Genomic DNA, 24,738 nt, shown 5'->3' with positions numbered 1-24,738 from the left:
AGCCCGTCTCGAAACCTGCCCGTTCGCCCCGACAGGTTTCGAGACATGCCCTCCCTCGTCGGGAACTCCTCAACCCGCGAATCGATCTGAAGGACACGACATGACCCTCACCGCGAAACCGCCCCCTGCGGCACCGGCTGCCGACGAGGGCGCGCCGGCCGCGGCATCCGCTCACCGAAAGCGCGTCAGGAATCTGCGCACCTGGGTGCGCGGCGGCGGGCTCTCGACCCTCGTTTTCCTCGCGCCCATGCTCTTCGTCTTCGTGATCTTCAGTTGGTCTCCGATCGCGGCGTCGGTCATCATGAGCCTGCAGAAGACGAACCTGCTCGACCCGCCCGTCTGGGTCGGTCTCGACAACTTCGTCAACGTGCTGAGCGATCCGCTGCTCGGCACCGCAGTGGCGAACACCCTCTACTTCGCGGGGCTCGCGCTCGTCTTCGGCTTCCCGTTGCCGATCCTCGTCGCCGTGCTGATGAGCGAGGTGCGCCGGGCCAAGGGGTTCTACAGCGCGCTCGCGTACCTGCCCGTCGTCGTGCCGCCCGTCGTCGCGGTGCTGCTCTGGAAGGTCTTCTACGACGCGAGCCCGACGGGGCTCTTCAACACCGTGCTCAGCTGGGTCGGCATTCCCCCGCAGCCGTGGCTGCAGTCCTCTGCGACCGCGATGCCCTCGCTCGTGCTCGAGGCGACGTGGGCGGCCGCCGGAGGATCGATCATCATCTACCTCGCCGCGCTGCTCGCGGTGCCGCCCGAACTCTACGACGCAGCCGAGGTCGACGGTGCGTCGATCTGGAAGAAGATCTGGCACGTGACCCTGCCGCAACTGCGCGGCATCCTCTTCATCATGCTGATCCTGCAGATCATCGGCACGGCGCAGGTGTTCCTCGAGCCGTACCTGTTCACGGGCGGCGGGCCGAACAACGCGACCGTGACGGTCCTGCTCCTCATCTACCGGTATGCCTTCCAGAACAGTCTCGGCGGCGATTACGGCGAGGCGACGGCGCTCAGCGTGATGCTCGCGATCGTGCTCGCCCTCCTCAGCTGGCTGTACTTCAAGCTCACGAACCGCTGGAGCGCCTCATGACGACGACGCCGACTGCACGGGACATCCGCCTGCCCCGTCTCTCCCTGAAGCCCCGCAAGGCCAGGCGAACCGACGACGACCAAGGCGACCGCGGAATCGTCTCGGAGTACGAGCGCAAGAAGCGCAGCGTGAGGATCGGCATGAGCGGCGTGCACCTCGCGCTCTTCGCCGGCCTCGTCATCGTCGGCCTCGGCCCGCTCCTCTGGCTCGCCAAGTCGGCGGTGACACCGACACAGGACACGCTGCGCCAACCCCTCGCGCTCTGGCCGAACGGCATCGACTGGGCGAACCTGCAGGCCGCCTGGGTCGAGGTGCACATCGACCAGTTCTTCTGGAACACGATCGTGATCGCGGCGGGCTCGTGGTTCTTCCAGTTGCTCGTCGCGACGACGGCCGGGTACGCGCTGTCGGTGTTGCGGCCGAAGTACGGGCCGATCCTGAACGGGGCGATCCTCGCGACGATGTTCATCCCGGCCGTCGTGCTCCTCGTGCCGCTCTACCTCACGATCGTGAACCCGCCGCTGCTCGGCGACGTGTCACTGCTCAACAACTACCTCGCCGTCTGGTTGCCTGCCGCGGCGAACGCGTTCAACATCCTGCTGGTCAAGCGCTTCTTCGACGCGCTCCCGCGGGAGGTGTTCGAGGCGGCGCGCACCGATGGCGCCGGCCCGTTCCGGTTGTTCTGGTCGATCGTGCTGCCGATGTCGAAGCCCATCCTCGGTGTGGTGTCGGTGTTCGCGATCATCGCCGCGTGGAAGGACTTCCTCTGGCCGATGCTCGTTCTGCCGAACCCCGCCGTGCAGCCGCTGTCGGTGCGGCTGCCGGCAGTGCAGGGCTCGATCGAACTCGACGTGTTCCTCGCGGCGCTCGCCATCTCGACGCTCATCCCGGTCGCCCTGTTCCTCGTGTTCCAGGGGGTGTTCCTCCGCTCTGCGGGCCTCGGCGGCGCAGTGAAGGGGTAGTAGGTGCGATGAACGGATGCCGCGGCTCGCGCGGAGTCGGCGGTGCCGCGTAGGGTGGCGGGCGTGGAGCATCCCCGAGTCGTCGACCCGCGGCATCCGCTCGTCGAACGCGTGCGCGCCGTCTGCCTCGAGTTGCCCGAAGCGGTCGAGGTCGAGGCATGGGGTCGGCCGACCTTCAGGGCCGCGAAACCGATCTTCGTGCACGTGAGCGCCTCGATGGAGCGACCCTTCTCGATCGTGCTGAAGACCGACCCCGACGAGCACCTCGCACTCGTGCAAGACGAGCGGTTCTTCGGGCCGCCCTACTACGACCGCACTCGATGGGTCGCGCTCGACCTCGACGGCCCGAACTCCGATTGGGGCCTCATCGCCGAGCTCATCGAGACCTCCTATCGGCAAGTCGCGAACCGCCGGCAGGTGAGCGCGCTCGACGCGTTGCGACCCGAACACTCGGGCGGCTGAGCCGCCCGCCGACGGCCCTGTTCGCGTCTGCAGGCGTCGTCATGCATGCCCGCCGGCGGAGCCGCGGGTGCGTGCCCGTCGATTGGCGCGATCCGAACCCTTGGGTTAGAGTTACGTGGTTGCCTGATCGCGAACGAAGCGCAGGCGACATCCCATGCGCCCGTAGCTCAACGGATAGAGCATCTGACTACGGATCAGAAGGTTGGGGGTTCGAATCCCTCCGGGCGCACACTGGTTGAGACAGTAAGAGAACGGCTCGCGAAAGCGGGCCGTTTTCGTTTCCCCTCGTCTCTCCGAGCTATGGATGCCCTCAGCGAAACGCTGCCGTTTACTGGGAATTCGCTGAGTATCGGCGTGTGCGGCTCGTCGATCGGGTGACGGCGTTGCGGCGCGGCGGTTAGGCTCGGCACATCTGGGTCCCGTAATCGAGAGTTCGGATATGAGGGGTGTGCGCGTCGAGTTCGACTCGGCTTCGTTCTACCGGGTGATGCTGAAGCGCCAGCGCACGATGAATCCCGGCTCCGCCGACCGTGAGGGGCACGTTCGGCTCAGAAGCCTGCGTTCGCGTCGCGTCGCATCGCTCACGCGGCGCGTCTACGCCCTGCTCATCGCGATGGCCGTGTCGATCGTGCTATACCGGGCGCTCGACCCGCAGTTCTCGCCGACGAACACCGAGCACGCGGTCGACATGCTCTGGATGATGCCTGCGCTCGCCGGGGGAGCCGTCGTCGGCGCGGCGCTGGTCGTGGCTTCGGCCTCGCGCGCAGGGCTTGCGGGCATCGCTCACCTGGGCATGCCTGCATTGACGCCGCAGAGTCGTTCGCTCTGCAACGGGCTCATCTGGGCGGCGATCGCCCTGCTCGGCGTGCACTTCACCGCCGCGGCGTTCGACGGGCTTCCCGGTGGCCACCGGCTGGCCGGAGTGGTGCTCGGCGTCGTCTTCGGCGTCGGGACGTTCCATCTGCACCGCCATGCCATCGAGCACGAGGCGTACCGCACCTTCAACCTCGTCGCCATGCTGCTCGCCGCCGGAAGCCTCGCGAGCATGAGCATCACGCCGACGGGCGATTGGTGGACGCGCAATTTCAGCACCCTCGGCACGTCGAACGACCTCGCGGCCGCCTGCTTCAACGTGGCCATCATCGTGTCGGGGCTCGGCATGGCGGGGCTGTCGGCTTCGCTCACCCGCGCGCTCGCGCACGGACCGTTCGGTCTGCGGGCGGGTGCTCGCGTCGTGATGCAGACGCTCATCGCGCTCGTCGGGGTGGGGCTCATGGGCGTCGGCCTGGTGCCGATCAACGGTGCCACCGATCTGCACAACGCCCTCGCACTCGGGGCGGCGGCCTCATTCGCGGTGCTGTGCGTCGGGGTGCAGATCTTCGCGTCGCGCATGCCGCCGGTGTTCGTGTGCTTCTCCTACGTCTCGCTCGCGATCGAAGCCGCCGCGATGGTGGCGTACGACCAGCTCGGCATCTTCAACCTCACCGTCTTCGAGCTCGTGGCCTTCACGCTCGTGTTCGCGTGGCTCATCGCGCTCGTCGTTGCGACCACGACCGTGCACGAGCGAGGTCAGCGATCAGCGGATGGCGCGGCTCCCGCCCGAGGCATCCGTCACCGTCACCCGCGATCCGGGTGGCCGGGCGGGCGCTCTCGACCGGGCTCCGTTCCTCGCGCCGGACGCCAGTCGGCGCTTCGGGACTCGAGCACGCCGCGGCGGGCTTCCGCGCCGTTGCGGATCAGATGGGGCGACGGTCATCGCCCTCGCCGCGCGTCGCGGTCTCCCCGGCCGTCGCCCGGGCGACAACTGCGGCCGCCGACGGCCCCTGCGCGTCGGCGTCGTGGGTTGCGGCGAAGCAGGCGCAACCATCGGAGCGGTCGAAGCGGTCACACATGTCGGACTGGTGGACCGGCCAGACCGGCCGGGCGGGTCGAGTAGAGTCGCGCCATGGCTACCGACATCATCGAAATCGTCCGCAACGATGACCGCCACCGGTACGAGCTCACGTTCGGCGGGGAACGGGCCGGGTTCGCGCAGTACCGACTCCAAGACGGGGCGATCGTCTTCACCCACACCGTGGTGCTGCCCGAGTTCGAGGGGCGTGGCCTCGGCAGCAAGCTCGCGAGGTTCGCGCTCGACGACGCAGTCGAGCGGGGTGAGCGCATCGTGCCCGAGTGTCCATTCATCGCCGCGTACCTTCGACGACACGACGGCTACGAGGCATCAGTCGATTGGCCCTGATCTGGCCCTGACGCGGCTGCGACGCGGCATCGATCCCCCCCAATCGGGGCAGTATCCGTGCTCTCTTCGGGCGGCTACGATTCGAGCAGACCCGAGTCGGACCCGACCGACCTTCTCGCGCTGCACCGGCGAGTCGCGTGATCGAGCGACTGCCCGATCGCCCGGGGAGAATCTCGCCGGGCCTGGTTCGGGTCGCTCGGTGGGAGGGTCTCCCTAGGAGACCGCGGTGGGGCGGGAGGTAGGGTTCCCGCCCCGCCGTCAACCTGTGGCTCAGCCGTCATCCTGTGACTCAACAGTCGAGCTGCGACGCCAGCCGGCTCGGCCGTGACGCCAGGTTGTCATCCCACGGCTTCGGCGGGCTGCTCCTGGTCGATTTCGATGCGGAGCCGGTTGCAGAGCTCGGTGAGCACGTGCAGTTCGGTTTCCGTGAGGGTCTCGCCGAACAGCCGATTGATCGACTCCATGTGCGCGATCGCGACCCGGCGGAAGAGGGCGAATCCTTCCTCGGTGATGGTGACGATCGTGCCGCGGCCGTCGCTCGGGTCGTGGAGTTTCGCCACGAGTCCGCGTGACGCGAGCCGGTCGACGAGCCGGCTCACGCTCGGCTGCGTGATGAGCACGTTGCTGTTCAAGTTCTTCAGTCGCAGCCGACGACCGGGTGCGCGCGTGATGTTGAACAGCACGTCGTATTCGTTGAGCGAGATGATCTCGCTCGGGAAGTCGGCCGCGAGTGCACGCATGATCGTGACTTGCGCACGGAACAGCGACTCCCATGCGGCGACGGTGATCGCGCGATCTGCCATGCCCGTTCCCTTCAGGTTTGTGGGTTCATCCCACAATAGGGAACCGCAGGAGGAAACGGTTGAGGGCCGGTCGTAGAGGCTGACGGTTCGGGGTGCCGTCCCTCGGCTGTTGTGGCCGTGGCGCGGTTGAGGGCCGGTCGTAGAGGCTGACGGTGTTGGGTGCCGCCCCTCGAGCGTTGTGGCCCTGGCGCGGTTGAGGGCCGGTCGTAGAGGCTGACGACCGGCCCTCACCCTTGCACCAAGAGTGTCCTGCAATCACATTCCACGCCGCCTGCCACAGCAAACAGTCGGCGCACTTCCGAATATATAACGGATCGGTAACAGGCGCTAGTTATCGTTCTGTTATTTTTCGATTTCGTCGCGATCAGCCGCCGAGAGCTGCCAAGACTCCTCCGGGCATCCGCGTACGATGCAAGGATGTGGGTCGTTCGCTTTCTCCTGACTCATGTCAAATGGGACGTACAGACCGCTGTCGTTCTCGTCGGCTTGTCGTTCGTGCCGGGTGTGGCGCAGCAGGGGCTTGAGCTGGCCGGGTCGCCCGATCGACCGCTCGATCTGCTCGGCGCATCGCTCATCGTGATCCAGGGAGGCGGAGTCGCACTATTGCGCCGATGGCCGCACTGGTCCTTGGCTCTGACCGTCTCGGCGTTCTCGGCGTACCAATTGCTCGGATTCCCCACGACGTTCGCTGCCCTCGGTCTGCTTGTTGCCCTGGTGGGCGCAGGGGCCCTGGTCGAGCGGCACCGGATGCTGACCGCGATGCTCGCCCTGGGCGGTTACGTCGCTCTCGTCGCGGCGCTGATCGCGCTCGACGCCGCACTCACCGTGCTCGACGCGCTGGTCTTCGGAGTGCTTCTGGCGGCGCTGTGGGTCTTCGGCTCGTGGCTCCGATCGCAGGCCGCTTTGCGTCGCAGCCGTACTCAGAGCGCTGAACAGGAGACGATCACAGCCGAACGCGCGCGCATCGCCCACGAGCTGCACGACGTGGTCACTCATCATGTGACGGCCATGGTCGTGCAGGCCGAGGCCGGACAGTTTCGTCAGGAGATCGATCAGGGGACGCTGGACCTCCTTGCCTCCATCGCTGACGGGGGCAGAACGACGCTCGTCGACCTCCGCAGTCTGCTCGGGGCTCTCGAAGGGGAAGCTGAGACCACGCGTGCGCCCGCCGACCAGCAGGTCGGTGACCTTGTCGCCCGGGCCCGCTCGGCCGGTCAGCTGATCCAGCTCGTGGAGCGTGGTGAGCCTCGACCATTGGCAGGGGCCACAGGACTCGTGGTCGTTCGCGTCGTGCAGGAGAGCCTCACGAATGCGATGAAGCACGCGCGTGACGGAGCCGCAATGGTGGCGATCGACTACGGCGAGCGTGAGATCCTGGTTGAAGTGGTCAGTTCCGGCCGCAGCCGCAAGAGTACGGCTTCGATATCGGGGGGCCGGGGGATCATCGGGATGCGTGAGCGCGTGGAACTCGTGGGTGGCGACCTGCAGACCGAACCGGTCGGCGATCGATTCGTGGTGCGCGTGCGGCTTCCCATATGAGCGCGGACCCGGCGAGCATGCCCATCCGTGTCCTCGTCTGCGACGACCACGAGCTCCTGCGCACCGGATTCGTCACGATCATCAATGCTCAGCCCGATCTCGTGGTCGTCGGCGAGGCGGCAGACGGCGAAGAAGCCGTACGGGTCACCCGTCGCGAGCACCCGGACGTCGTTGTGATGGACATCCGTATGCCCCTTCTCGACGGGATCGAAGCGACGAGACGAATAGCGGGGCCGCAGGTCCCGGACGCGGCGCGCGTGCTCGTGGTCACGACGTTCTCGCTGGACTCACTCGTCTACGACGCCCTGCGCGCGGGCGCGAGCGGCTTCCTGCTGAAAGACGCCAGGCCAGCTGAGCTGACGGCGGGCATTCGAACCGTTGCCGCGGGCAACTCACTGATCGCGCCGGCAGTGACCCGATCGTTGATCGGACGCTACGGTGACCGGCTGCGGCCCTCGGCGCAGGACCGTTCGACCTTTGCAGCACTCACCGTACGCGAACGCGAAGTCCTGACTCTCATCGCCGATGGACAATCGAACGCGGAGATCGCTGCACAGCTCGTCATCAGCCACGAGACGGTGAAGACCTACGTATCACGCATCCTGACGAAGCTCGACGTGCGTGATCGAGTGCAGGCTGTAGTACTCGCGCACAGAGCGGGACTCGCTACCTGGTCCTGACCCTCCGCGCGGATCGCTGATCTCCATGGCGCTTGGGTCCCCCGAGCGAGGGATCCCAAGTGTCCACCCTCGTGGGATTCGCCGTGTTCGCGAGCGACGTATCGTCATGCTCAGACCCCGAAATCGAGTAGGGGACAAGGAGCAAGAATGACGAAGTCCACGCAGGATCTCCAGCCATCAGCCAAGCGTGGGATCGAGAAACCCCGAACTCGATCCTGGATCAGAACGACCATTGTCGTCGTCGGCTTCGCCGTGGCGATGCTCGTCACGAACTCCATCGCCTCCGAGCTTCGCAATCCTGTGGCTGCGCTCATCATCGGTCCCGTCCTGGCGATTGCGATGGCATCTCTGTACCTCTGGACAGGCCGGCGCGTCGAACGTCGCGAGGTGACAGATCTCGCGTCGAAAGGCGCTACCCGTCACCTGCTGATCGGGACGGGGGGCGGGTTGGTACTGTCGGCGGTGACCGTCGGCATCCTCGCCCTTTTCGGTGCGTACACGATCACCGGCTGGGGGTCGATCGCCGGTGCGCTGGCCGTCGCCGGAACGATGTGCGCGGTCGCCGTTTCGGAAGAAGTATTCTTCCGGGGAGTCGTGTTCCGCCTCATCCAGGGTCGATGGGGCGCAGGCATGGCGCTCGGCGCCTCGGCGATCATCTTCGGACTCGTGCATATGCTCAATCCGGGCGGCTCGCTTTGGGGCGCTGTTGCGATTGCGATCGAGGCCGGACTCATGTTGGGCGCTGCGTACCTCGCCACCGGGTCGCTGTGGCTGGCGATCGGCCTGCACTTCGGCTGGAACGTTGCGACGGTGGGCATCTTCGGCACCGTGACGTCCGGCTCCGAGGCGCGCGACTCCCTAGTTACCGCCGTGACAAGCGGGCCGACATGGCTCTCGGGGGGAAGTTTTGGACCGGAAGCCAGCATCATCGCCGTCCTGGTGTGCTCGGTGGCGACAGTGCTGCTCCTGCTTGTGGCGCGCCGTCGGGGTCGACTTTCGCTTCGTCGCCGCTGATCGCCAGGGCCGGATCATCGAGCCGGGTCAGCGCTCCGTACTCGAAGGCGCCCGTGCGAACGGGTCAGTCACGAAGCTAACGGGTCAGTCACGAAGGAAACCGCGTTCAAAGAGTGCGAACATCCGTCTGGCCGATGTTTCATCGAACGGTACGAACGTCGGGAAGATGCTCGTGCGCGTCGGCTGACCGGCTCAGTACAGGTCGGGCGAGGGCGTCGACGCCTGGCGGATCGAAACGTCGGCGTGACGGTCGAAGCGGTACCCGACGCCGCGCACAGTGCGCACGATGTCTTGATAGTGCGCGAGCTTCGAGCGCAGGCGGCGCACGTGCACGTCGATCGTGCGCTCGCTCGGCGCCTCGTCGTCGGCGTCCCACAGGTTGTCGATGAGCTCGTGGCGGTCGATCGTGCGGCCCTCGCGCAGCACGAGGTACTGCAGCAGCTCGAACTCCTTGTAGGTGAGGCCGGCGGCCTCGCCGTCGAGCAGTACGCGCTTGCGGGAGATGTCGATGATGACGCCGTTGGGGTGGCGGTCGGTGTCGTCGCGGGTGTCCTGACCCTCCCGCTGCTTGGCGAGCGCGGCTGGGTCTTGCAGGGCGAGCCGCACGACGTCGACGTCGCGGCCACCCGCGGCCTCGGGGGCGAGTGCGACGGCGGCGTACGTCTCGGCCGAGGGTGCGACCTCGGCGGTGAGCGTGCGCAGCGCCTCGACGATGCGGTGCAGGGTCGTGCCGTCGGCGAGCGCCTTGGCTTCGTCGATGCCGACGTAGAGCACGAAGCCGCGCGCCTCGGTGCCCTCTGGCACGGCTCGAACCCGCGGTGCGCGGGCCGCGTCGGCCGAGGCATCCGTCACCGGAGTGGCGACGCGAGGAGCCGAGGTGACCGAGCGAAGCGGAGTGGCGGGGGTGTGCGATGGAATCGTCGGGGCGGTCGGCAGTGACGGTGCCGTGCGGGCCTGGACCGTGCGGACGGAAGCGGGTGCGAGTGCGGGTGCGAGAGACATGACGAGAATCCTTGTGTCAAGGGTGCAGCGACCGAGCCTGGAATCGGGGTCGGAACGAATGGCCGTACGGCCGGGCGAACCCCCGAGAGACGGTGGGTTCAGAGGAGTCGGCGTCGATCTGGATGCGGATCGGCTGCGGGACTCGGCGATCGGGTCGCGGTCAGCGGCACATTCGACAACACATGGGTGCACGTGCCGGCATCATCGTGCCGGTCGTCCTGAGAGCGCCGGAGGCGGTCAGGTTGCGTGCGGTGTCAGTCATGAGCAGAGTCAAACCGATGGCCGAGCGTGTGTCAACTCATGACCGTCACGTGACGCGGTGTATGTCGCACGCGGTGCGCGTTGCGGCGGGACATACGGGAGGATCCAGTGAACCCGGCGCTACGTTTGCAAGATTCTGCGATGAACGATGAGTTTGAGAAATCTTCCGCGCACGATCTCCGCCACGGTGTGTCGAGCCTCGAAGATCCTTCGGTGCCGGAAGTCGCCGGCCGCGCCTATACCGTGCCGTAGAGGCGATCGCCGGCGTCGCCGAGACCCGGCACGATGTACCCCAGCTCGTTGAGGCGCTCGTCGACAGCGCCGAGCACGATCGTGACCTCACGGCCGTGCAGAGCCTGCTCGACCGCCGCGAGGCCCTCGGGTGCGGCGAGAATGCAGATCGCCGTGACATCCGTCGCCCCGCGCTTCAGCAGGAACTCGATGGCCGCCGTGAGCGAGCCGCCCGTGGCGAGCATCGGGTCGAGCACGAAGCACTGGCGGTCGCTGAGGTCGTCGGGCAGTCGCTCGGCGTACGTCGTCGGCTCGAAGGTCTCTTCATTGCGAGCCATGCCGAGGAAGCCGACCTCGGCCGTCGGCAGGAGCTTCACCATGCCCTCGAGCATGCCGAGACCCGCGCGCAGGATCGGCACGATGAGCGGCTTCGGGTCGGCGATGCGCACGCCCGTCGTGGGTGCCACCGGGGTCACGATGTCGACCGGCTCGACGCGCACGCCGCGGGTGCCCTCGTAGGCGAGCAGCGTCATGAGCTCTTCGACGAGTGAACGGAAGACCGGCGAGGGGGTCTTCACGTCGCGGAGCACCGTCAACTTGTGGGTGATGAGCGGGTGATCGGCAACGTGGACTCGCATGGGCTCGAGTCTACTGAGCGCGGCCTCCTCGTCAGTGCCAGAACACCGCCACGGCGACGTTGGCGATGGCGGCGATGCCGGCGCTCCAGAGCACCGGGCGCAGCGAGGCATCCGTCTGCTCCGCCCGCTTCAGCGCGCGGCCGCGAATCACGCCGACGATGGCCAGCACGAGCACGACGAGCGCGATGCCGAGCTTCACGAACGCCTTCGCGCGATCGATCTCGGTGCCGCCGATCTCGTTGACGGCGATCAGCGCGATGCCCGAGGCGAGCTGCACGATCGAGCCGACCAGCACCGGCGAGAAGTCGAAGCCCGATCGCCTGGGCATCTGCAGGATGTAGGCGCCGATGATCGCGGCGAGGCCGACGAAATGCACGACGAGCAGGAGCAGGCGGGTGAGTTCGAGGGGTTCCAAGGTTGCCTCCGATGGGCTGGATCGAGTGGTGAGTAAGCATTCACTCACCACGATGATACGATACCGGAAGTCAGGTGTACAGGAGGCCCATGTCGACGCGAGATCGCATCCTCGATGCAGCGCCCGAGGTCATGGCCGAGCGCGAACATGATTGAGTCCGGCCGCCATCACGAGTGGATGCGCCTCGCACTCGCCGAAGCCGAGCAGGCGCCGGCCACGCGAGACGTGCCCGTAGGTGCTGTGGTCGTGAATGCCGCCGGGGAGGTCATCGCCGCGCGTCGCAACGAACGCGAATTGCTCGGCGATCCCACCGCTCACGCCGAGCTCCTCGCGCTCCGTTCAGCCGCAGAGGCCACCGGCGATTGGCGCCTGACCGACTGCACGCTCGTGGTCACGCTCGAGCCGTGCGTCATGTGCGCGGGGGCGATTCTCGCGGCCCGCATCCCGACCGTCGTGTTCGGCGCATGGGATGAGAAGGCCGGCGCAGCGGGCTCCCTCTACGACGTGCTTCGCGATCGGCGGCTCAACCACCGCGTCGAGGTGTTCTCGGGTGTCGAAGCGGATGCCGCGGCGCAGCTGCTGCTCGACTTCTTCGACGACCCCCTGCGTCGCCCGTAGCCCGCCTCACGCCGGTCGAGTAGGCGCGCCAGCGAGGCAGCCCTCACGCTGGTCGAGTAGGCGCGCCAGCGGGGCAGCCCCCACGCTGGTCGAGTAGGCGCGCCAGCGCCGTATCGAGACCTCTTGGCCGGGCGGGTCTCGGTACGCTCCTGCGTCGCTACTCGAGCAGCGGGGAGTATCGAGACCTGTCCACCCGGGGGTCTCGATTCTCTCCTGCGTCGCTAGTCGACCAACGGCTGCCTCGTCGTCACTCGAGACCCTTGATGACGATGGCGTCGGTGGGCGGTGCCGCGAGGTTCGGCTCGACGTAGACGTCGGGCTCGATGTAGATGACTCGAGCGGACGGCACGGCATCGCGGATGCGCTGCTCGATCGCGTTCGTCGTCGCTGCGACCTCGAGCAGGCGCTGGTCGGCGGCGAATCCGACCTTCGCGCCGACGAGCAGCTCGTCGGGGCCGAGGTAAAGGGTCTTCATGTGGATGATGCGCTCCACCTCTGGGCCGGCGAGGATCGCCTGCTCGATGCGCACGACGTCGTCGTCGTTGGCGCCCTCGCCCACGAGGAGCGACTTCGTCTCCATGCCGAGCACGACGGCGACGACGATCAGCAGCGTGCCGATGAAGAGGGTGCCGATGGCATCGAAGAGCGGGTTGTCGGTGATGATCGTGAGCCCGACGCCGATGAACGCGAAGACGAGGCCGAGGAGCGCAGCGACGTCTTCGAGCAGCACGACGGGCAGCTCGGGAGCCTTGGCGCGCCGAACGAACTGCACCCAGCTCAGCTTGCCGCGCACGTGGTTCGACTCCTTCACGGCGGTGCGCAGTGAGAAGGACTCCAGCACGATCGCGATCGAGAGTACGAGGATCGGCAGCCACGGCACGTCGAGCGCATGCGGATGCTGCAGCTTGTCGATGCCCTCGTAGATCGAGAAGAGCCCGCCGACCGAGAACAGGATGATCGAGACGACGAACGCGTAGACGTACCGCTCGCGGCCGTAGCCGAACGGATGCTCCTTGTCGGCCGCACGCTTCGCCTGACGGCCGCCGAAGATGAGGAGCAGCTGGTTGCCGGCGTCGGCCACCGAGTGCACCGCCTCGGCGAGCATCGAGGACGAGCCCGAGAAGAACCAGGCGATGAACTTCGTGATCGCGATTCCCGTGTTGGCGAGGAATGCCGCGATGATGGCTTTGTTGCCGCCCGATGCGCTCATGGAGCAATCCTAAAGGGGCTGAGATGGGCTGCGTTGATCAGAGCCCGATGCGCTCATGGAGCAATCCTAAAAGTGGCGGCGGAGCGGAAATGTGCGCTCCGGGCACAGCATTCGACCCCGAACCTAGGATGGTCGCTATGAGTGCCGACGCCCCCGTCAGACTGCCCGCGATCGCGTTCCTGGGGGCCGGGTCGATGGCCCGCGCCGTGCTCACGGGCCTGTTGCAACCGGGCGTCGAGGTCGCCGGCGGCATCCGCGCGACGAACCGCAGTGCCGAGAAGGCTGCCGAGCTCGCGAGCCTCGCCGGCGTCACCGCCTACGCCACTGAGACGGATGCCGCAGCGAACCGCACCGCGGTCGCGGGCGCGAAACTCGTGGTCGTCGCTGTGAAGCCCGCCATGGTACCGGCGCTCCTCGAGGAGATCGCGGACGCGCTCGACCCCGGCTCAGTCATCGTGAGCGTTGCCGCCGGGGTCACCGTGGCGACGTTCGAGTCGCTGCTGCCCGAGTCGGTCGCGGTGATCCGCTCGATGCCGAACACCCCGGCGGTCGTCGGCCGCGCGGTCACCGGCATCTCGGCCGGCACTCGCTCGAGCGACGCCGACCTCGCGCTCGCCGTGTCGCTCTTCGAGACCGTCGGCGAGGTGCTCGTCGTGCCTGAGGAACAGATCGACGCCCTTTCCACGATCTCGGGCTCCGGGCCGGCCTACGTCTTCTACCTGATCGAGCAGATCACGGCGACGGCGATCGACAAGGGCTTCACGCCCGAACAGGCGGCAGTCATGGTCGAGGGCACGTTCCGCGGCGCGAGCGAGCTGCTCGCGGCATCCGATGCCGGCCCTGCCGAGCTGCGCCGCCGGGTGACGAGCCCGAAGGGCACCACCGAGCGCGCGGTCGCGGTGCTCGAGGAGGCTTCGCTCAAAGAGACGTTCGACCGCGCCACCGATGCCGCGCTCGCCCGTGCCCGCGAGCTGGCGGCCGGGGCGTGAGCGGGCTGATCCCGAAGCCGGTCTCGTTCGAGGCACGCGACGGCGAGTTCAGGCTCGACGCAGGCACGGCCATCCGGGCGACGGATGCCGCGGCATCCGTCGCCCGCCGCCTGCAGGCCGAACTTCGCGCGGCAACGGGCTTCGCGCTGCCCGTGAACCCGTGGGTTGAGGGGGCGCTCCAGCGCCGTCTCGAAACCCGATCGGCGGGCGACGCGCTCCCCGATGAGGGGTCTCGAGACGCTCCTTCGTCGCTCCTCGACCAGCGGGGCGTCGCGGGCGGGATCGCGCTCGACATCGACCCCGAGCTGCCGCGCGAGGGGTTCCGGCTCGAGGTCGCGCCGGGCGGCGTGCGCATCACGGGCGGCTCCGAGGCGGGCCTCTTCTACGGGGGGCTCGCGTTCCGGCAGCTGCTCGGGCCCGACGGGTTCCGGCGGTCGGCGTTGCCGGGGCGGCAGTGGCGCGCCGCGGCATCCGTCACGGTCGACGCCCCGCGCTTCGCGTGGCGCGGCTTCATGCTCGACGTCGCCCGCAGCTTCCGGCCGAAGCACGAGGTACTGCGTCTCATCGACTTGCTCGCCCTGCACCGGATCAATGTGCTGCAACTGCACCTCACCGACGACCAGGGCTGGCGCATGGAGATCCGCCGCTACCCTCGGCTCACCGAGGTCGGCGCATGGCGGCCCGAGTCGCAGCTGGGGCACGGGCCCGAATCGACGCTCGACGGCCGCCCGGTCGGCGGCTTCTACACGCACGACGATCTGCGTGAGATCGTCGCGTACGCCGCCGAACGGCACATCGAGGTCGTGCCCGAGATCGAGACGCCCGGCCACGTGCGGGCAGCGCTCGCCGCGTATCCGGAGCTCGGCGTCACCGCCGGGCCGTACGAGGTGTGGACGCGCTACGGCATCAACGACGACGTGCTGAACACCGAGGAATCGACGGTCGACTTCTTTCGCAACGTGCTCGACGAGGTCATGGAGGTCTTCCCGTCGCGGTACATCGCGGTGGGCGGTGACGAGGCCCGCAAGACGCAGTGGGCGGTCGATGCGCGCACACGGCAGCTCATGGCCGAACGCGATCTCGCGACGCCGAACGAGTTGCAGGCGTGGTTCATCCGCCGACTCGACGCTCACATCACCGCGGCCGGCCGGCGGCTCTACGGCTGGGATGAGGTGCTCGAGGGCCCGCTTGACCCGGGCGCGACGATCGCATCGTGGCGGGGCATCCGTGGTGCCCAGGTCGCCGTGGCCCGAGGTCACGACGTCGTGCTCTGCCCCGACGACTTCGCCTACCTCGACTACCGGCAGTCGGATGCCGCGGACGAGCCGATTCCCGTCGGGACCGTGCAGAGCCTCCGCGACGTGTACGACTTCGAACCCCTGCCGGCGGATGCTTCGGAGGCGACGCGGCGCCATGTGCTCGGCGTGCAGGCCAACGCCTGGAGCGAGCACATGGACACGGTCTCGCGGCTCGACTACATGGTGTTCCCGCGGCTCGCGGCGTTCGCCGAGGTCGCGTGGAGCGGTGCGGGCAAGCACTGGGAGGATTTCGCGGCGCGCCTGCCCCTGCAGCTCGCGATCTACGACGCCGTCGGGGTCGCGTACCGCCCGCTCGACGGTCCGCACCCGTGGCAGAGGCGGCCCGGTGTCCCCGGCGCGCCTCGCGACAAGGCCGACCGGCAGGCTGAACTCGCCGCGCTCACGGCCGACCTGCTCGAATAGCACTGCGCCTGCCCCGTCCGCAGGATGAGCGCTCGAAGGCAGCCGTTATCGACGGTCGTCGGTGCGCTCATCCTGCATTCGATGGCTCGGCTCTCGCGCCGGCGCTCAGCCGCTCGGTCGTTACGCCGCGGTGCGCGCCGCGGTGCGCGCCGTGCGCGAGCGGTGCGCACCGAGCACGGCCCTCGCCAGCAGCACGCACGCGCCCACCAGCAGTACGACGCCGACGGTCGTGGCTCCTCCGACGAGCCCCGCGAGTGCCGCGTCGGGGTGCTCACGGGTGAGCGTCGGGTCGGATGCGATTTCGCCCTCGAAACCGGCGGCGAAGCCGATCATGAACAGCCAGAACGCGACGACGACGGCCCCGGCGATGGGGTTTACCCTCCGCATGTCACTCTCCTTCAGATGACCTTTCAGCTTAGCCCATGCTGCGGAAAAATACCTGAACATGGCCGAATTCCGAGCGGCAACGCGGTTCGCTCCGAGCGGACATGACTTCTGTCGCGGGGTGGGCTATGGTCAGGGGAAGCCCGCCAGCTGACGAAGGGAAGCGAGCTCGAATGTCTGAAAAGAACACACGTGGGAACGCCACGAAGAAGCAGGCCCAACTCTCGTTGAAAGAGAAGCGAGCGCAGAAGCGCGAGAAGACCGACGAGGGATTCATCAAGACGCGCAAGCGCTGACATCCAGCCGCCGCGCCGTCACCCGTAGCGCTCGAAGTAGCGCCGCTCGGCCGCTGGGTGCAGCGGCATCGACCCGGTGTCGATGAGGCTCGAAGGCGTCAGATACTGCAGCCCGGCCGAGCGCTCCGGAACGAGTCGCACCGCATCGTCGATGAGGATATCGACGAGGGCGGTGGCGATAGGGTCCGGAAGATCCGCCCGCGCCAGGAGGAAGTTCGAGACGCCGATCGTCGGCATCGGCTCGCGGAGCGCGTAGACGCCGGTAGGTACGACGGTCTGCTGGTACGCGTCGGCATGCACCTCGCCGAGCAGCGGCATCGCGGCGCTCAGATCGACGAGCGTCACCTGGATGACGCCGTGCAGGCGATCGAGTTCCGGAACCGGGATGCCGCCCGACCACATCAGGGCGTCGATGCCGCCGGTCTCGAGTGCGGTGACGGCAGCGGCGAGGTTGAGCTCGACGAGCGACGCGGCTCGCGCGCCCGACGTCAGGCCGAGTGCGTCGAACACCCTGCGCGACGTCTCCGCCGTGCCGGATGCCGGTGCACCTATCGAGACGACTCGGCCGGAGAGATCGCCCGCGTTCGTGATCGGACCATCGACCGGCACGATGCACTGCAGGTAGTTCTGGTAGACGCGACCGATCGAGACGAGACCGTGCGGATCGATCGCGGCCGAGTCGGCGAGCGCGATCGCGAGGTCGGCGTCGCCCGAGCGGAGCATCCCGATGTTCTCGATGCTGCCGTCGGTCGGAAGCGCCTCCATCGCGGTCACGGCACCAGCGGCGACTGCAGCGTCGCTCAACAGTTGGCCGAAGCGGATGTAGGTGCCCCCGGGCTCCCCGCATGCCATCCGTAGCGTTCCGCCGGTGCCCGGTCGCGCACAGCCGCCGAGCGAGAGAGCCGAGAGCCCGGCGAAGCCGAGGAGCAGCGCGCGGCGCGAGATCGAGCCGCCCGTCACGAGATCGCTCCGAATCGCACGGCGACACGCAGGCCGCCCTCGTCGGCACGGTCGATACGCAACGCGCCGCCGTTCGCGCGCACGAGTTGCCCGACGATGGCCAGTCCGAGCCCCGTACCGGTGAGCCCGCGATGCTGCGCTGAACGCCAGAATCGGGTGCCCGCCTGCGTGAGCTCATCGTCGTCGAGCCCGGGACCGTCGTCGCTGATGACGATGCGCACTGCGTCGTCCTCGCTTTCGCCCTTGCTTTCGTGCTCCAGCGCGAGCCGTACCGTTGCGCCCTCGCCGGCGTACTTCCTGGCATTCTCGAGCAGCGTCGCGACGATCTCCTCCAGATCCGATCGGCGGCAGGCGATCTGCACCTCGGTCGTGCCTTCGGCGACCAGGCTCTGGCCCGCATCCCGCATGAGGGGCTGGAACGGTTCGGCGAGCGCGGCGGCCGTCGGCACGGTGTGCTCGCGACGAGACGCCTCGGCGAAGCCGTTTCCGCTGCTCACCTCGGCCGTCGCACGATGCTCGGCATCGGCGAGCACGAGCATCCGTCCGACGGTCGATTCGAGGCGGTCGAGGTCGGCGTCGACGATCTCGAGGGAGTCGTCGCTTGAGCCGTCGCGGTTCAGCGCGTCGATGCGCAGGCGGATGGCCGCGAGTGGATTGCGCAGTTGATGCGATGCGTCGGCCACGAAGTCGCGCTGCTGCACGAGGGTGTCCTCGATGCCCTCGGCCATGCGCGAGAACGATGCGGCGAGCCGGCGCAGCTCGGGCGGGCCGGTGGCGTCGACGAGCCGCACGTCGCGGTGCTCACTGAACGCGTTCGTCGCGTCGTCGAGCGCGCGCACGGGTCGCAACACCCAGTTCGTCCACCACAGCGAGGCCGCGGCGAGGCCGCCGAGCACGAGCAACCCGACGAACGCGACAAGAAGCCACGACAGCGTGATGTCGCGCCTGGCCGCCGCCGCGTCGATCTGCAGGACGACGACGCCCATGCTGAGTTCACCGGTGCCGAGCACCGGCTCGGAGACGAGTGCCGTGCCCGTACTCCACGGCCTGATGACCGGCAGTTGCCACTGCGGCAGGTTGCGCGACGAGGCGAGCACATGCGCCCGCACCTCCTCGTCGGCCGGGGTGAGGGCGCCGACCTCGGCGATGTCGGCGCCCTCGCCGTCGAGCACGACCACCGACTCGCCGTAGACCTCGCCGAAGCGGTTGAGATACCGCTCGAGCGCCGCGGCATCCGATGAGGTGATGGCGTTCTCGGCGAGCCGCACGATGTGGTCCATCGAGGATGCGCGGGCGAGGGCGAGTTGCTGGGTGCGCGAGACCGCGATCGACTCGCCCACGGGAACGACGATCGCGAGCACGGCCAGGAGACCGAAGAGCATGAGCGGCAGCAGCACCTGGGCACGCATGCCTACGACGCCTCCAGGCGGTACCCGTAGCCGCGGATCGTGGTGATCGCGTCGCCCGACGGAAGCTTCTGTCGCAACTGCGCGAGGTGCACGTCGAAGGCTCGCGAATTGGCGGCGTAGGCGTCATGCCACACCTCGTCGAGGATCTGCTCCCGGCTCACGGCCGCGCCCACCCGGCGGGCGAGCACCGCGAGCAGCGAGAACTCGGTCGGCGTCAACGCGAGTTCTTCGCCGTCGCCGCGCACCCGTCGGGCTCCGAGATCGATCTCGAGGGTGCCCGTGCGCACGCGGTCGAGTGGCTGGGCGCTGAGACGGCGGCGGGCGACGACCTCGAGTCGGGCGAGCAGCTCACGCATTCGCACGGGCTTCACGAGATAGTCGTCGGCGCCGAGGCGCAGCGCGAGCACCGTCGACCGCTCGTCGCCGCGTGCCGTGACGACGAGCACCGGCAGGTCGGTCACGAGGCGGAGCCGTCTGATGACGTCGAAGCCGTCGGTGTCTTCGAGTCCGAGGTCGAGCATGAGCACGTCGAAGTCATGGTGCCGAAGGAGCACGTCGCCGCCCCGGGACACCTGTTCGGTGTGGTGGCCGCTCTGCGCGAGCACCGATGCGAGGGCAGCAGCGACGGAGGTGTCGTCCTCGGCAATGAGCACACGCATCCTCGCAGTTTAGACATCGAGGTCTCGGCGGATGTAAAGGCGATGTAAGGATTCCGGACGGCTCGGGCGAAGGATGCGGCGGCCGCCCTACGGTTGCGCCATGTCCTACACCGAAGTAGAACCGACGGGTCGCGCCGCCTCCACGATGGAGGCCGGTCAGGCCGGCTCGGGCCCGTTGCCACCCGACGACATCATCGCCGAGTTCGACGAAGAGCGCCCGTCACGCACACTGCCGATTCGGCTCGAGCGCGTGATCACGGCGTACTGCTTCGTCGTATCGCTGTTCGTGCTCTACCAGGTGTTCTTCCCGCTGCCCCAGGGCACGCAGTTCTCACTCATCGCCTTCCTGTCGGTCACGCTGCCGCTCACCTTCCTGCTGTACCGCGGCCGGAAGCGCCGGAGGGATCCGCTCCGCTCCGATGCGCCGACATGGTGGGACTGGACGCTCACGGCCGCCACCGCGTTCGTCTGCACCTATCCGATCCTGCCGATCGTGATCGGTGATGGCGGAGGCGGTTTCGACGCGTTCCTGAACCGACAGGGCACACTCGGAACGGTCGACGTGATCGCGGGCACCGCGCTCACACTGCTGATCCTCGAGGCGACCCGTCGCACCACGGGCCTTGTGCTCCCGATCTTCTGCGTCGTGTTCTTCCTCTACGCCTACTACGGCGGCTTCTTGCCGATGGATTGGGCGATCAGCCATGCGGGCGTGAACTTCGACCAGATCATCAACGGCTTCTACAACGACCAATCGGGCTTCTTCGGCACGCCACTGGGCGTTGCGGCGACCTATATCGTGCTGTTCATCATCTACGGTGCCGTGCTGTCGGCGACGGGGGCGGGCCGCTTCTTCATCGACTTCTCCTTCTCCCTCTTTCCCGCGTCGAGGTCGGCCTCGGGCCGCACCGTCGTGACGAGCGGGTTCCTGCTCGGCACGGTGTCGGGTTCGGGCACGGCGACGGCGGTGACGCTCGGCTCCCTTGCATGGCCGATCCTGCAGCGCGCGGGGTATCCGCGGAACAACGCCGGCGGGATGCTCGCCGCCGCCGGCATCGGCGCGATCCTCTCACCGCCGACGCTCGGCGCGGCCGCCTTCATTATCGCCGAGTACCTGCAGGTGTCGTACCTCGAAGTGATGATCTGGGCGATCATCCCCACGATCCTCTACTACGTCGGCATCTTCCTCGCTGTGGAGATCGACGCCCGCCGCTTCGCGACTCGGGCGGTGGATGTGCCGAGGAAGCACCTCGGCAAGCTGGTCGCGCGCTTCGGCTACCACTTCCTCTCGCTCGCCGTCATCATCCTCTTCCTCGCGCTCGGGCTGCCCGCGTTCCGTTCGATCGTCTACGCGACGCTCGTCGCCGCAGCGTTCGGACTCGTCGAGCGGATGGTGTCGCGGCGCGACCCGCTCGACGACGCCTCGGTGGCGACGACCCTCCCGAAGGCGGTCGCCGAGTATCTCGGCGAGCTGTACCACGCACTCGCGAGCGGCATCCGAAGCGCGATTCCAGTCGTCGCCGTGTGCGCGGCCGCAGGCATCATCACGAGCGTCATCGTCAAGACCGGCATCGGCCTCACCTTCGCCCGCATGCTCGTCTCGCTCGCCGAAGCCGTCAGCGACAACCCCGAGGTCACCCTCACGATCACGTGCCTGCTCGCCGCGGTCGCGATCATCCTGCTCGGCCTGGCGGTGCCGGTGACCGCATCGTTCATCATCTCCTGGGTGATCATCGGCCCCGCGCTCATCGCCCTCGGGGTCGAGCGGCCCGAGGCGGCGATGTTCATCTTCTACTTCGCGGTGCTCTCCGAGGTCTCCCCGCCCACGGCGCTCGCGGCCGTCGCATCCGCGGCGATCACCGGCGGCGACACGATCAAGACGATGTGGCAGGCGACGAAGTACACGCTGCCGGCGTTCCTTGTGCCGCTTGCGTTCGTGCTCACCCCTGCGGGCGGCTCACTGCTGCTGCAGGGCGGACTTCTCACCTCGCTGTGGGCGACCGTCGTGTCGCTCATCGCCGTCGCGGCCCTGGCCGGCGCCACCGGCGGATGGGTGCTCGGCCCGGCGAACTGGCCCGAGCGCATCCTGCTGCTCCTCGGCGCGCTGTGCTGCCTCTACCTCGTGCCGGTCTCGATCGCCATCGGCCTCGTCTGCATCGCTGCTGCGATCGCCGTCAACTGGCTTCGCAGGCGCCGCGCTCGGGGCCCGGCCGACGCGTCAGCGCAGCGCCCCCTCGTCTCAAACCCCTGACCGCCACCAAGAGAGGAACACGCACATGACACTCCGAACTTCGAACAGAGGCAAGGTCGGCGCAGCGTTCGCGGCCTTGGCCGCATCCGCACTGCTGCTGACCGCGTGCGGCGGCCAACAGCCGCAACAACCGGCCGCCGAGGGCAGCGGTGAGGCCTGCGTCGCCCCAGCCCAGCAAATGACCATCGCCACCGGCAACTCGACCGGCGTCTACTACGTGCTCGGCGGTGCCATCTCGGATGTCTTGAGCAGTGAAACCGAGCTGCGCGTCACCGCCGCCGAGACCGGGGCCTCCGTGCAGAACATCGAGCAGCTCGTGGGCGGCGACTACGACATCGCGTTCTCGCTGGCCGACACCGCTTCCGACGCCGTCAACGGCACCGGCTCGTTCAGCGAGCCGCAGCCCGTCGAAGCACTCGGCATGATCCACGCGAACTACACCCAGGTCATCGTGAGGCAGGACAGCGGCATCACGACCATCGCCGACATGGCCGGCAAGACGGTGTCGACCGGGTCGCCGAAGTCGGGCACCGAGGTGATCGCGGTCCGACTGCTCGAGGCCGCCGGCCTCACGCCCGACACCGACGTCACCACTCAGCGACTCGACCTCGCGACGAGCGTCGACGGTCTGCGAAACGGCACGGTCGATGCGATCTTCTGGTCGGGCGGATTGCCGACCCCCAACATCACCGAGTTGTTCACTTCGGATGCCGGCACGGTCGAGTTCATCGACATCACTCCCGAACTCGACGGGCTGCAGGAGATCAGTCCCGTCTACCAGGAGGGTGCGATTCCCGCCGACACGTACGGGCTCGATGCGGATGTGCCGACGATCGTGGTGCCGAACGTGCTGCTCGTGCGCGATGACATGGATGACGCGACCGCGTGCAACATCACCGAGACGATCTGGAGCAACGTCGACAAGCTGGAACAGGTGCACGCGGCCGCGGCCGCGTTCGACCCGGAGGATGCGAAGCAGACCGACCCGATCTCGCTGCACCCTGGCGCAGCGGAGGCGCTCGAGGCCCTCACCGGGAAGTGACCCGCATGGGAGGGGGCCTGCACCGGATGGGAGGCCCCTCCCATGCGCAGCCGCTCAAGCGCGCTCGAGCAGCACCATCACCTCGAAGTGCGTCGTCTGCGGGAACATGTCGAAGACGCGACCGCGCACCGGTCGCAGCGACGGCATCGCCTCGAGATCGCGCGCGAGCGAGGCGGCGTTGCAGCTCGAATACAGCACATGACGAACAGCGGATGCCTCGAGCCATCCGCTCAGCTCACGGCCGATGCCCCGCCGGGGCGGGTTCACGATCACGAGATCGGGTGGCGTCTCGGCGCCGAGCGCGAAGGCCGTGGCGTCGCCGGCTTCGAACCGCACTCGTGAGAGCGCGGCATCCGTTCGGCTGAGCTCGGCGCTCGCGACCGCCTCGACACTCGTCTCGATGCCGGTGACGGATGTGGCGGCATCCGCGATGTGCAGCGCGAAGCCGCCGACGCCCGAGTAGAGGTCCCAGGCCGAGTCAGGGGCGAGCCCGCGCACCCAGTTGCGCGCCTCGACGTAGAGCGCTTCGGCGATCTCGGTGTTCGTCTGGAAGAAGCTCTGCGGGCGCAGGTGCATCGTCACGTCGTTCAGGCGCATCGGCAGCGTGGAGGCCTCGGTGAAGACGATCTCGTGGTCGCCCTCGAGCACGGCCTTGTGCTCGGGCAGCACGTTCGCCGTCACGACGCGGGCGTTCGGCAGCTCGGCGAGGAGCCACGGCAGGTGCTTGCGGATGCGGCCCACCGGTTCGGTCGAGCGCACGACGAAGCGGATCATGAGCTCACCGTCGGGCGACTCGGTGAGGATCAAGTGCTTCAGCTCGCCCGTGCGGGTCGGCACGTCGTAGGGAGTGAGCCTCGCGCGCGTGATGAATGCCGAGATCACGGGGAACGCGGCGCGATGCCCGGGGGAGCAGATGCCGCACGCCTCGAGGTCGATGCCGTGGCCGTCGGTATCGAGGATGCCGATCGTCGGGGCGTCCGTCGTGCCGGCGATCACCATCTTCGCCTTGTTGCGGTAGCCGCCCTCGCGACTCGCGACAGGTGGCAGCCAGTCGAACTCGGCGTGCGTCTTCAGGAGGTCGTCGGCGTGCCGCTGCTTGTCGGCGAGCTGCCGTTCGTAGGGCTGTCCCATGAGCGAGCACGAGGTGCAGCGCCCGGCGTCGAAGTAGGAGCAGTCCACGGGTTCCAGCGTAGGCGGGTGGCCGCTGTGGGTTGAGCTTGTCGAAACCTGCGGGTGTCGACCGTCTCGAGCGACGGCGCGTGCGGACGCGGATACGGTGGTCGCGTGAGTACAGCTGACGTCCGCCCCGGCGCCTCCGGCGCACCCGGCGCACCCGCGCGTGTTCGCGTTCGCGCGTCCAAGTGGGACGGCCGGCCGCACTGGGAGTTCGACGGACTCTGGCTCGGTGCCGACGCGCACGGCGACTGGGTCGGTTTTCCGGCGGGCACGCGGTTCGCGCGGCCTGGAGACGCGTTCACCGCGACCTGGGAATCGGTTTCGCTCTTCCCGCGCGCCGGCTGGGCGGCCGGGTTCAACGCGGGCCATCCGCGCGGGCTCGGTATCTACGTCGACCTCGCCACGATTTCCGAGTGGCGAGCGGATGCCTCGGGCTCGACGGTCTGGACGGTGTCGTACGTCGATCTCGATCTCGACGTCGTCGAGCGTGCGGGGGAGCCAGCGTTCATCGACGACGAAGACGAGTTCGCGGAGCACGCGGTGGAATTCGGGTACCCGTCCGAACTGCTGGTGCGGGTGCGAGCCGACGCCGACGCTGTGCTGGAGGCGGTGCAGCGACGCGAGCCGCCGTTCGACGGGGCGACTGCCGCAGCGTGGCTCGAGCGGCTTGAGCGGCTCGTGTGATTCTTTTGACCT

25 protein-coding genes and 1 tRNA gene are annotated in these 24,738 nt (G+C 68.0%); 16 read left to right on the top strand and 10 right to left on the bottom strand.

Going from position 1 to position 24,738, the window contains the following annotated elements; translation table 11 throughout:
* Positions 1-100: 100 nt before the first annotated feature.
* From AC1C2U_RS08120 to AC1C2U_RS08095, 6 genes are all read left to right on the top strand, one after another.
* Complete coding sequence (locus tag AC1C2U_RS08120) at positions 101-1,081, top strand: carbohydrate ABC transporter permease (protein ID WP_495361236.1); 981 nt, start codon at positions 101-103, stop codon at positions 1,079-1,081.
* Positions 1,078-2,043 carry a carbohydrate ABC transporter permease gene (locus tag AC1C2U_RS08115; protein ID WP_495361235.1) on the top strand — a complete coding sequence of 322 codons (966 nt, stop codon included), beginning with the start codon at positions 1,078-1,080 and terminating at the stop codon, positions 2,041-2,043. The genes AC1C2U_RS08120 and AC1C2U_RS08115 overlap by 4 nt, the downstream gene beginning before the upstream one ends.
* 63 nt (positions 2,044-2,106) lie before the next feature.
* The gene (locus tag AC1C2U_RS08110) at positions 2,107-2,505 is read left to right on the top strand and encodes an MmcQ/YjbR family DNA-binding protein (protein WP_495361234.1); all 399 of its coding nucleotides are present in this window, start codon (positions 2,107-2,109) and stop codon (positions 2,503-2,505) included.
* Positions 2,506-2,661: 156 nt separating this feature from the next.
* Positions 2,662-2,734 (top strand) — tRNA-Arg (locus tag AC1C2U_RS08105).
* Positions 2,735-2,944: 210 nt separating this feature from the next.
* Positions 2,945-4,441, top strand: a complete 1,497-nt coding sequence (locus AC1C2U_RS08100) for a hypothetical protein (RefSeq protein WP_495361233.1) — start codon at positions 2,945-2,947, stop codon at positions 4,439-4,441.
* Between the two features lie 9 nt (positions 4,442-4,450).
* Positions 4,451-4,744 carry a GNAT family N-acetyltransferase gene (locus AC1C2U_RS08095; protein ID WP_495361232.1) on the top strand — a complete coding sequence of 98 codons (294 nt, stop codon included), beginning with the start codon at positions 4,451-4,453 and terminating at the stop codon, positions 4,742-4,744.
* 338 nt (positions 4,745-5,082) lie between these two features.
* Here the strand turns inward: AC1C2U_RS08095 and AC1C2U_RS08090 are convergent, their stop codons facing one another.
* Complete coding sequence (locus tag AC1C2U_RS08090) at positions 5,083-5,547, bottom strand: MarR family winged helix-turn-helix transcriptional regulator (RefSeq protein WP_495361231.1); 465 nt, start codon at positions 5,545-5,547, stop codon at positions 5,083-5,085.
* Positions 5,548-5,964: 417 nt separating this feature from the next.
* Between AC1C2U_RS08090 and AC1C2U_RS08085 the strand changes: the two genes are divergently transcribed.
* The 3 genes from AC1C2U_RS08085 to AC1C2U_RS08075 all read left to right on the top strand — a co-directional run bounded on the left by AC1C2U_RS08085 (position 5,965) and on the right by AC1C2U_RS08075 (position 8,780).
* The gene (locus AC1C2U_RS08085; protein ID WP_495361230.1) at positions 5,965-7,086 is read left to right on the top strand and encodes a sensor histidine kinase; all 1,122 of its coding nucleotides are present in this window, start codon (positions 5,965-5,967) and stop codon (positions 7,084-7,086) included.
* A gap of 17 nt (positions 7,087-7,103) precedes the next feature.
* Positions 7,104-7,766: a response regulator gene (locus AC1C2U_RS08080; protein ID WP_495361229.1), complete on the top strand. Its 663-nt coding sequence runs from the start codon at positions 7,104-7,106 to the stop codon at positions 7,764-7,766.
* Positions 7,767-7,913: 147 nt separating this feature from the next.
* Complete coding sequence (locus AC1C2U_RS08075) at positions 7,914-8,780, top strand: CPBP family intramembrane glutamic endopeptidase (protein ID WP_495361228.1); 867 nt, start codon at positions 7,914-7,916, stop codon at positions 8,778-8,780.
* 192 nt (positions 8,781-8,972) lie between these two features.
* Here AC1C2U_RS08075 and AC1C2U_RS08070 read toward each other — a convergent pair whose 3' ends face one another.
* The 3 genes from AC1C2U_RS08070 to AC1C2U_RS08060 form a co-directional block, all read right to left on the bottom strand.
* Entirely contained in the window at positions 8,973-9,782 is an 810-nt protein-coding gene (locus AC1C2U_RS08070) for a winged helix-turn-helix domain-containing protein (protein WP_495361227.1), read from the bottom strand.
* 497 nt (positions 9,783-10,279) lie between these two features.
* Positions 10,280-10,912: a uracil phosphoribosyltransferase gene (gene upp, locus AC1C2U_RS08065; protein ID WP_495361226.1), complete on the bottom strand. Its 633-nt coding sequence runs from the start codon at positions 10,910-10,912 to the stop codon at positions 10,280-10,282.
* 31 nt (positions 10,913-10,943) lie between these two features.
* On the bottom strand, positions 10,944-11,327 hold the full coding sequence (locus AC1C2U_RS08060) for a hypothetical protein (RefSeq protein WP_495361225.1): 384 nt from the start codon (positions 11,325-11,327) through the stop codon (positions 10,944-10,946).
* Positions 11,328-11,474: 147 nt separating this feature from the next.
* On the opposite strand from AC1C2U_RS08060, the gene tadA reads away from it, so the two are divergent.
* The gene (gene tadA / locus AC1C2U_RS08055; protein ID WP_495361224.1) at positions 11,475-11,945 is read left to right on the top strand and encodes a tRNA adenosine(34) deaminase TadA; all 471 of its coding nucleotides are present in this window, start codon (positions 11,475-11,477) and stop codon (positions 11,943-11,945) included.
* A gap of 247 nt (positions 11,946-12,192) precedes the next feature.
* On the opposite strand, the gene AC1C2U_RS08050 is transcribed toward tadA, so the two are convergent.
* On the bottom strand, positions 12,193-13,155 hold the full coding sequence (locus tag AC1C2U_RS08050) for a cation diffusion facilitator family transporter (RefSeq protein WP_495361223.1): 963 nt from the start codon (positions 13,153-13,155) through the stop codon (positions 12,193-12,195).
* Positions 13,156-13,292: 137 nt separating this feature from the next.
* Between AC1C2U_RS08050 and proC the strand changes: the two genes are divergently transcribed.
* Together proC and AC1C2U_RS08040 are read left to right on the top strand one after the other, a co-directional pair.
* Positions 13,293-14,144 (top strand): pyrroline-5-carboxylate reductase, encoded by an 852-nt coding sequence (proC, locus tag AC1C2U_RS08045; RefSeq protein ID WP_495361222.1) that lies wholly within the window; start codon positions 13,293-13,295, stop codon positions 14,142-14,144.
* A complete protein-coding gene (locus tag AC1C2U_RS08040; protein WP_495361221.1) occupies positions 14,141-15,865 on the top strand; it encodes a beta-N-acetylhexosaminidase in 1,725 nt (574 codons plus the stop codon). Before proC ends, AC1C2U_RS08040 begins: the two co-directional genes overlap by 4 nt.
* Positions 15,866-15,985: 120 nt before the next feature.
* On the opposite strand, the gene AC1C2U_RS08035 is transcribed toward AC1C2U_RS08040, so the two are convergent.
* Complete coding sequence (locus AC1C2U_RS08035) at positions 15,986-16,252, bottom strand: hypothetical protein (RefSeq protein WP_495361220.1); 267 nt, start codon at positions 16,250-16,252, stop codon at positions 15,986-15,988.
* Positions 16,253-16,422: 170 nt separating this feature from the next.
* On the opposite strand from AC1C2U_RS08035, the gene AC1C2U_RS08030 reads away from it, so the two are divergent.
* Complete coding sequence (locus AC1C2U_RS08030) at positions 16,423-16,545, top strand: hypothetical protein (RefSeq protein ID WP_495361219.1); 123 nt, start codon at positions 16,423-16,425, stop codon at positions 16,543-16,545.
* An 18-nt stretch (positions 16,546-16,563) separates the two neighbouring features.
* On the opposite strand, the gene AC1C2U_RS08025 is transcribed toward AC1C2U_RS08030, so the two are convergent.
* Genes AC1C2U_RS08025 through AC1C2U_RS08015 form a run of 3 tightly spaced genes read right to left on the bottom strand, consistent with a single transcriptional unit; the run spans position 16,564 to position 19,573 of the window.
* Positions 16,564-17,505, bottom strand: coding sequence for a TAXI family TRAP transporter solute-binding subunit (locus tag AC1C2U_RS08025; protein WP_495361218.1), 942 nt, complete (start codon positions 17,503-17,505; stop codon positions 16,564-16,566).
* Complete coding sequence (locus tag AC1C2U_RS08020) at positions 17,502-18,914, bottom strand: sensor histidine kinase (RefSeq protein WP_495361217.1); 1,413 nt, start codon at positions 18,912-18,914, stop codon at positions 17,502-17,504. Before AC1C2U_RS08020 ends, AC1C2U_RS08025 begins: the two co-directional genes overlap by 4 nt.
* A gap of 2 nt (positions 18,915-18,916) precedes the next feature.
* Complete coding sequence (locus tag AC1C2U_RS08015; RefSeq protein WP_495361216.1) at positions 18,917-19,573, bottom strand: response regulator transcription factor; 657 nt, start codon at positions 19,571-19,573, stop codon at positions 18,917-18,919.
* Between the two features lie 100 nt (positions 19,574-19,673).
* Here AC1C2U_RS08015 and AC1C2U_RS08010 point away from each other — a divergent pair, with 100 nt between their 5' ends.
* Together AC1C2U_RS08010 and AC1C2U_RS08005 are read left to right on the top strand one after the other, a co-directional pair.
* A complete protein-coding gene (locus AC1C2U_RS08010) occupies positions 19,674-21,824 on the top strand; it encodes a TRAP transporter permease (RefSeq protein ID WP_495361215.1) in 2,151 nt (716 codons plus the stop codon).
* A 25-nt stretch (positions 21,825-21,849) separates the two neighbouring features.
* Positions 21,850-22,866, top strand: coding sequence for a TAXI family TRAP transporter solute-binding subunit (locus AC1C2U_RS08005; RefSeq protein ID WP_495361214.1), 1,017 nt, complete (start codon positions 21,850-21,852; stop codon positions 22,864-22,866).
* 54 nt (positions 22,867-22,920) lie between these two features.
* Here the strand turns inward: AC1C2U_RS08005 and rlmC are convergent, their stop codons facing one another.
* Positions 22,921-24,045: a 23S rRNA (uracil(747)-C(5))-methyltransferase RlmC gene (gene rlmC, locus AC1C2U_RS08000; protein WP_495361213.1), complete on the bottom strand. Its 1,125-nt coding sequence runs from the start codon at positions 24,043-24,045 to the stop codon at positions 22,921-22,923.
* A 105-nt stretch (positions 24,046-24,150) separates the two neighbouring features.
* On the opposite strand from rlmC, the gene AC1C2U_RS07995 reads away from it, so the two are divergent.
* Positions 24,151-24,726, top strand: a complete 576-nt coding sequence (locus tag AC1C2U_RS07995) for a DUF402 domain-containing protein (protein ID WP_495361212.1) — start codon at positions 24,151-24,153, stop codon at positions 24,724-24,726.
* Positions 24,727-24,738: the final 12 nt, after the last annotated feature.

The sequence above is a fragment of the Agromyces sp. Y575 genome (genome assembly GCF_059445445.1).
This window is presented reverse-complemented; position numbering and strand designations above follow the sequence as displayed.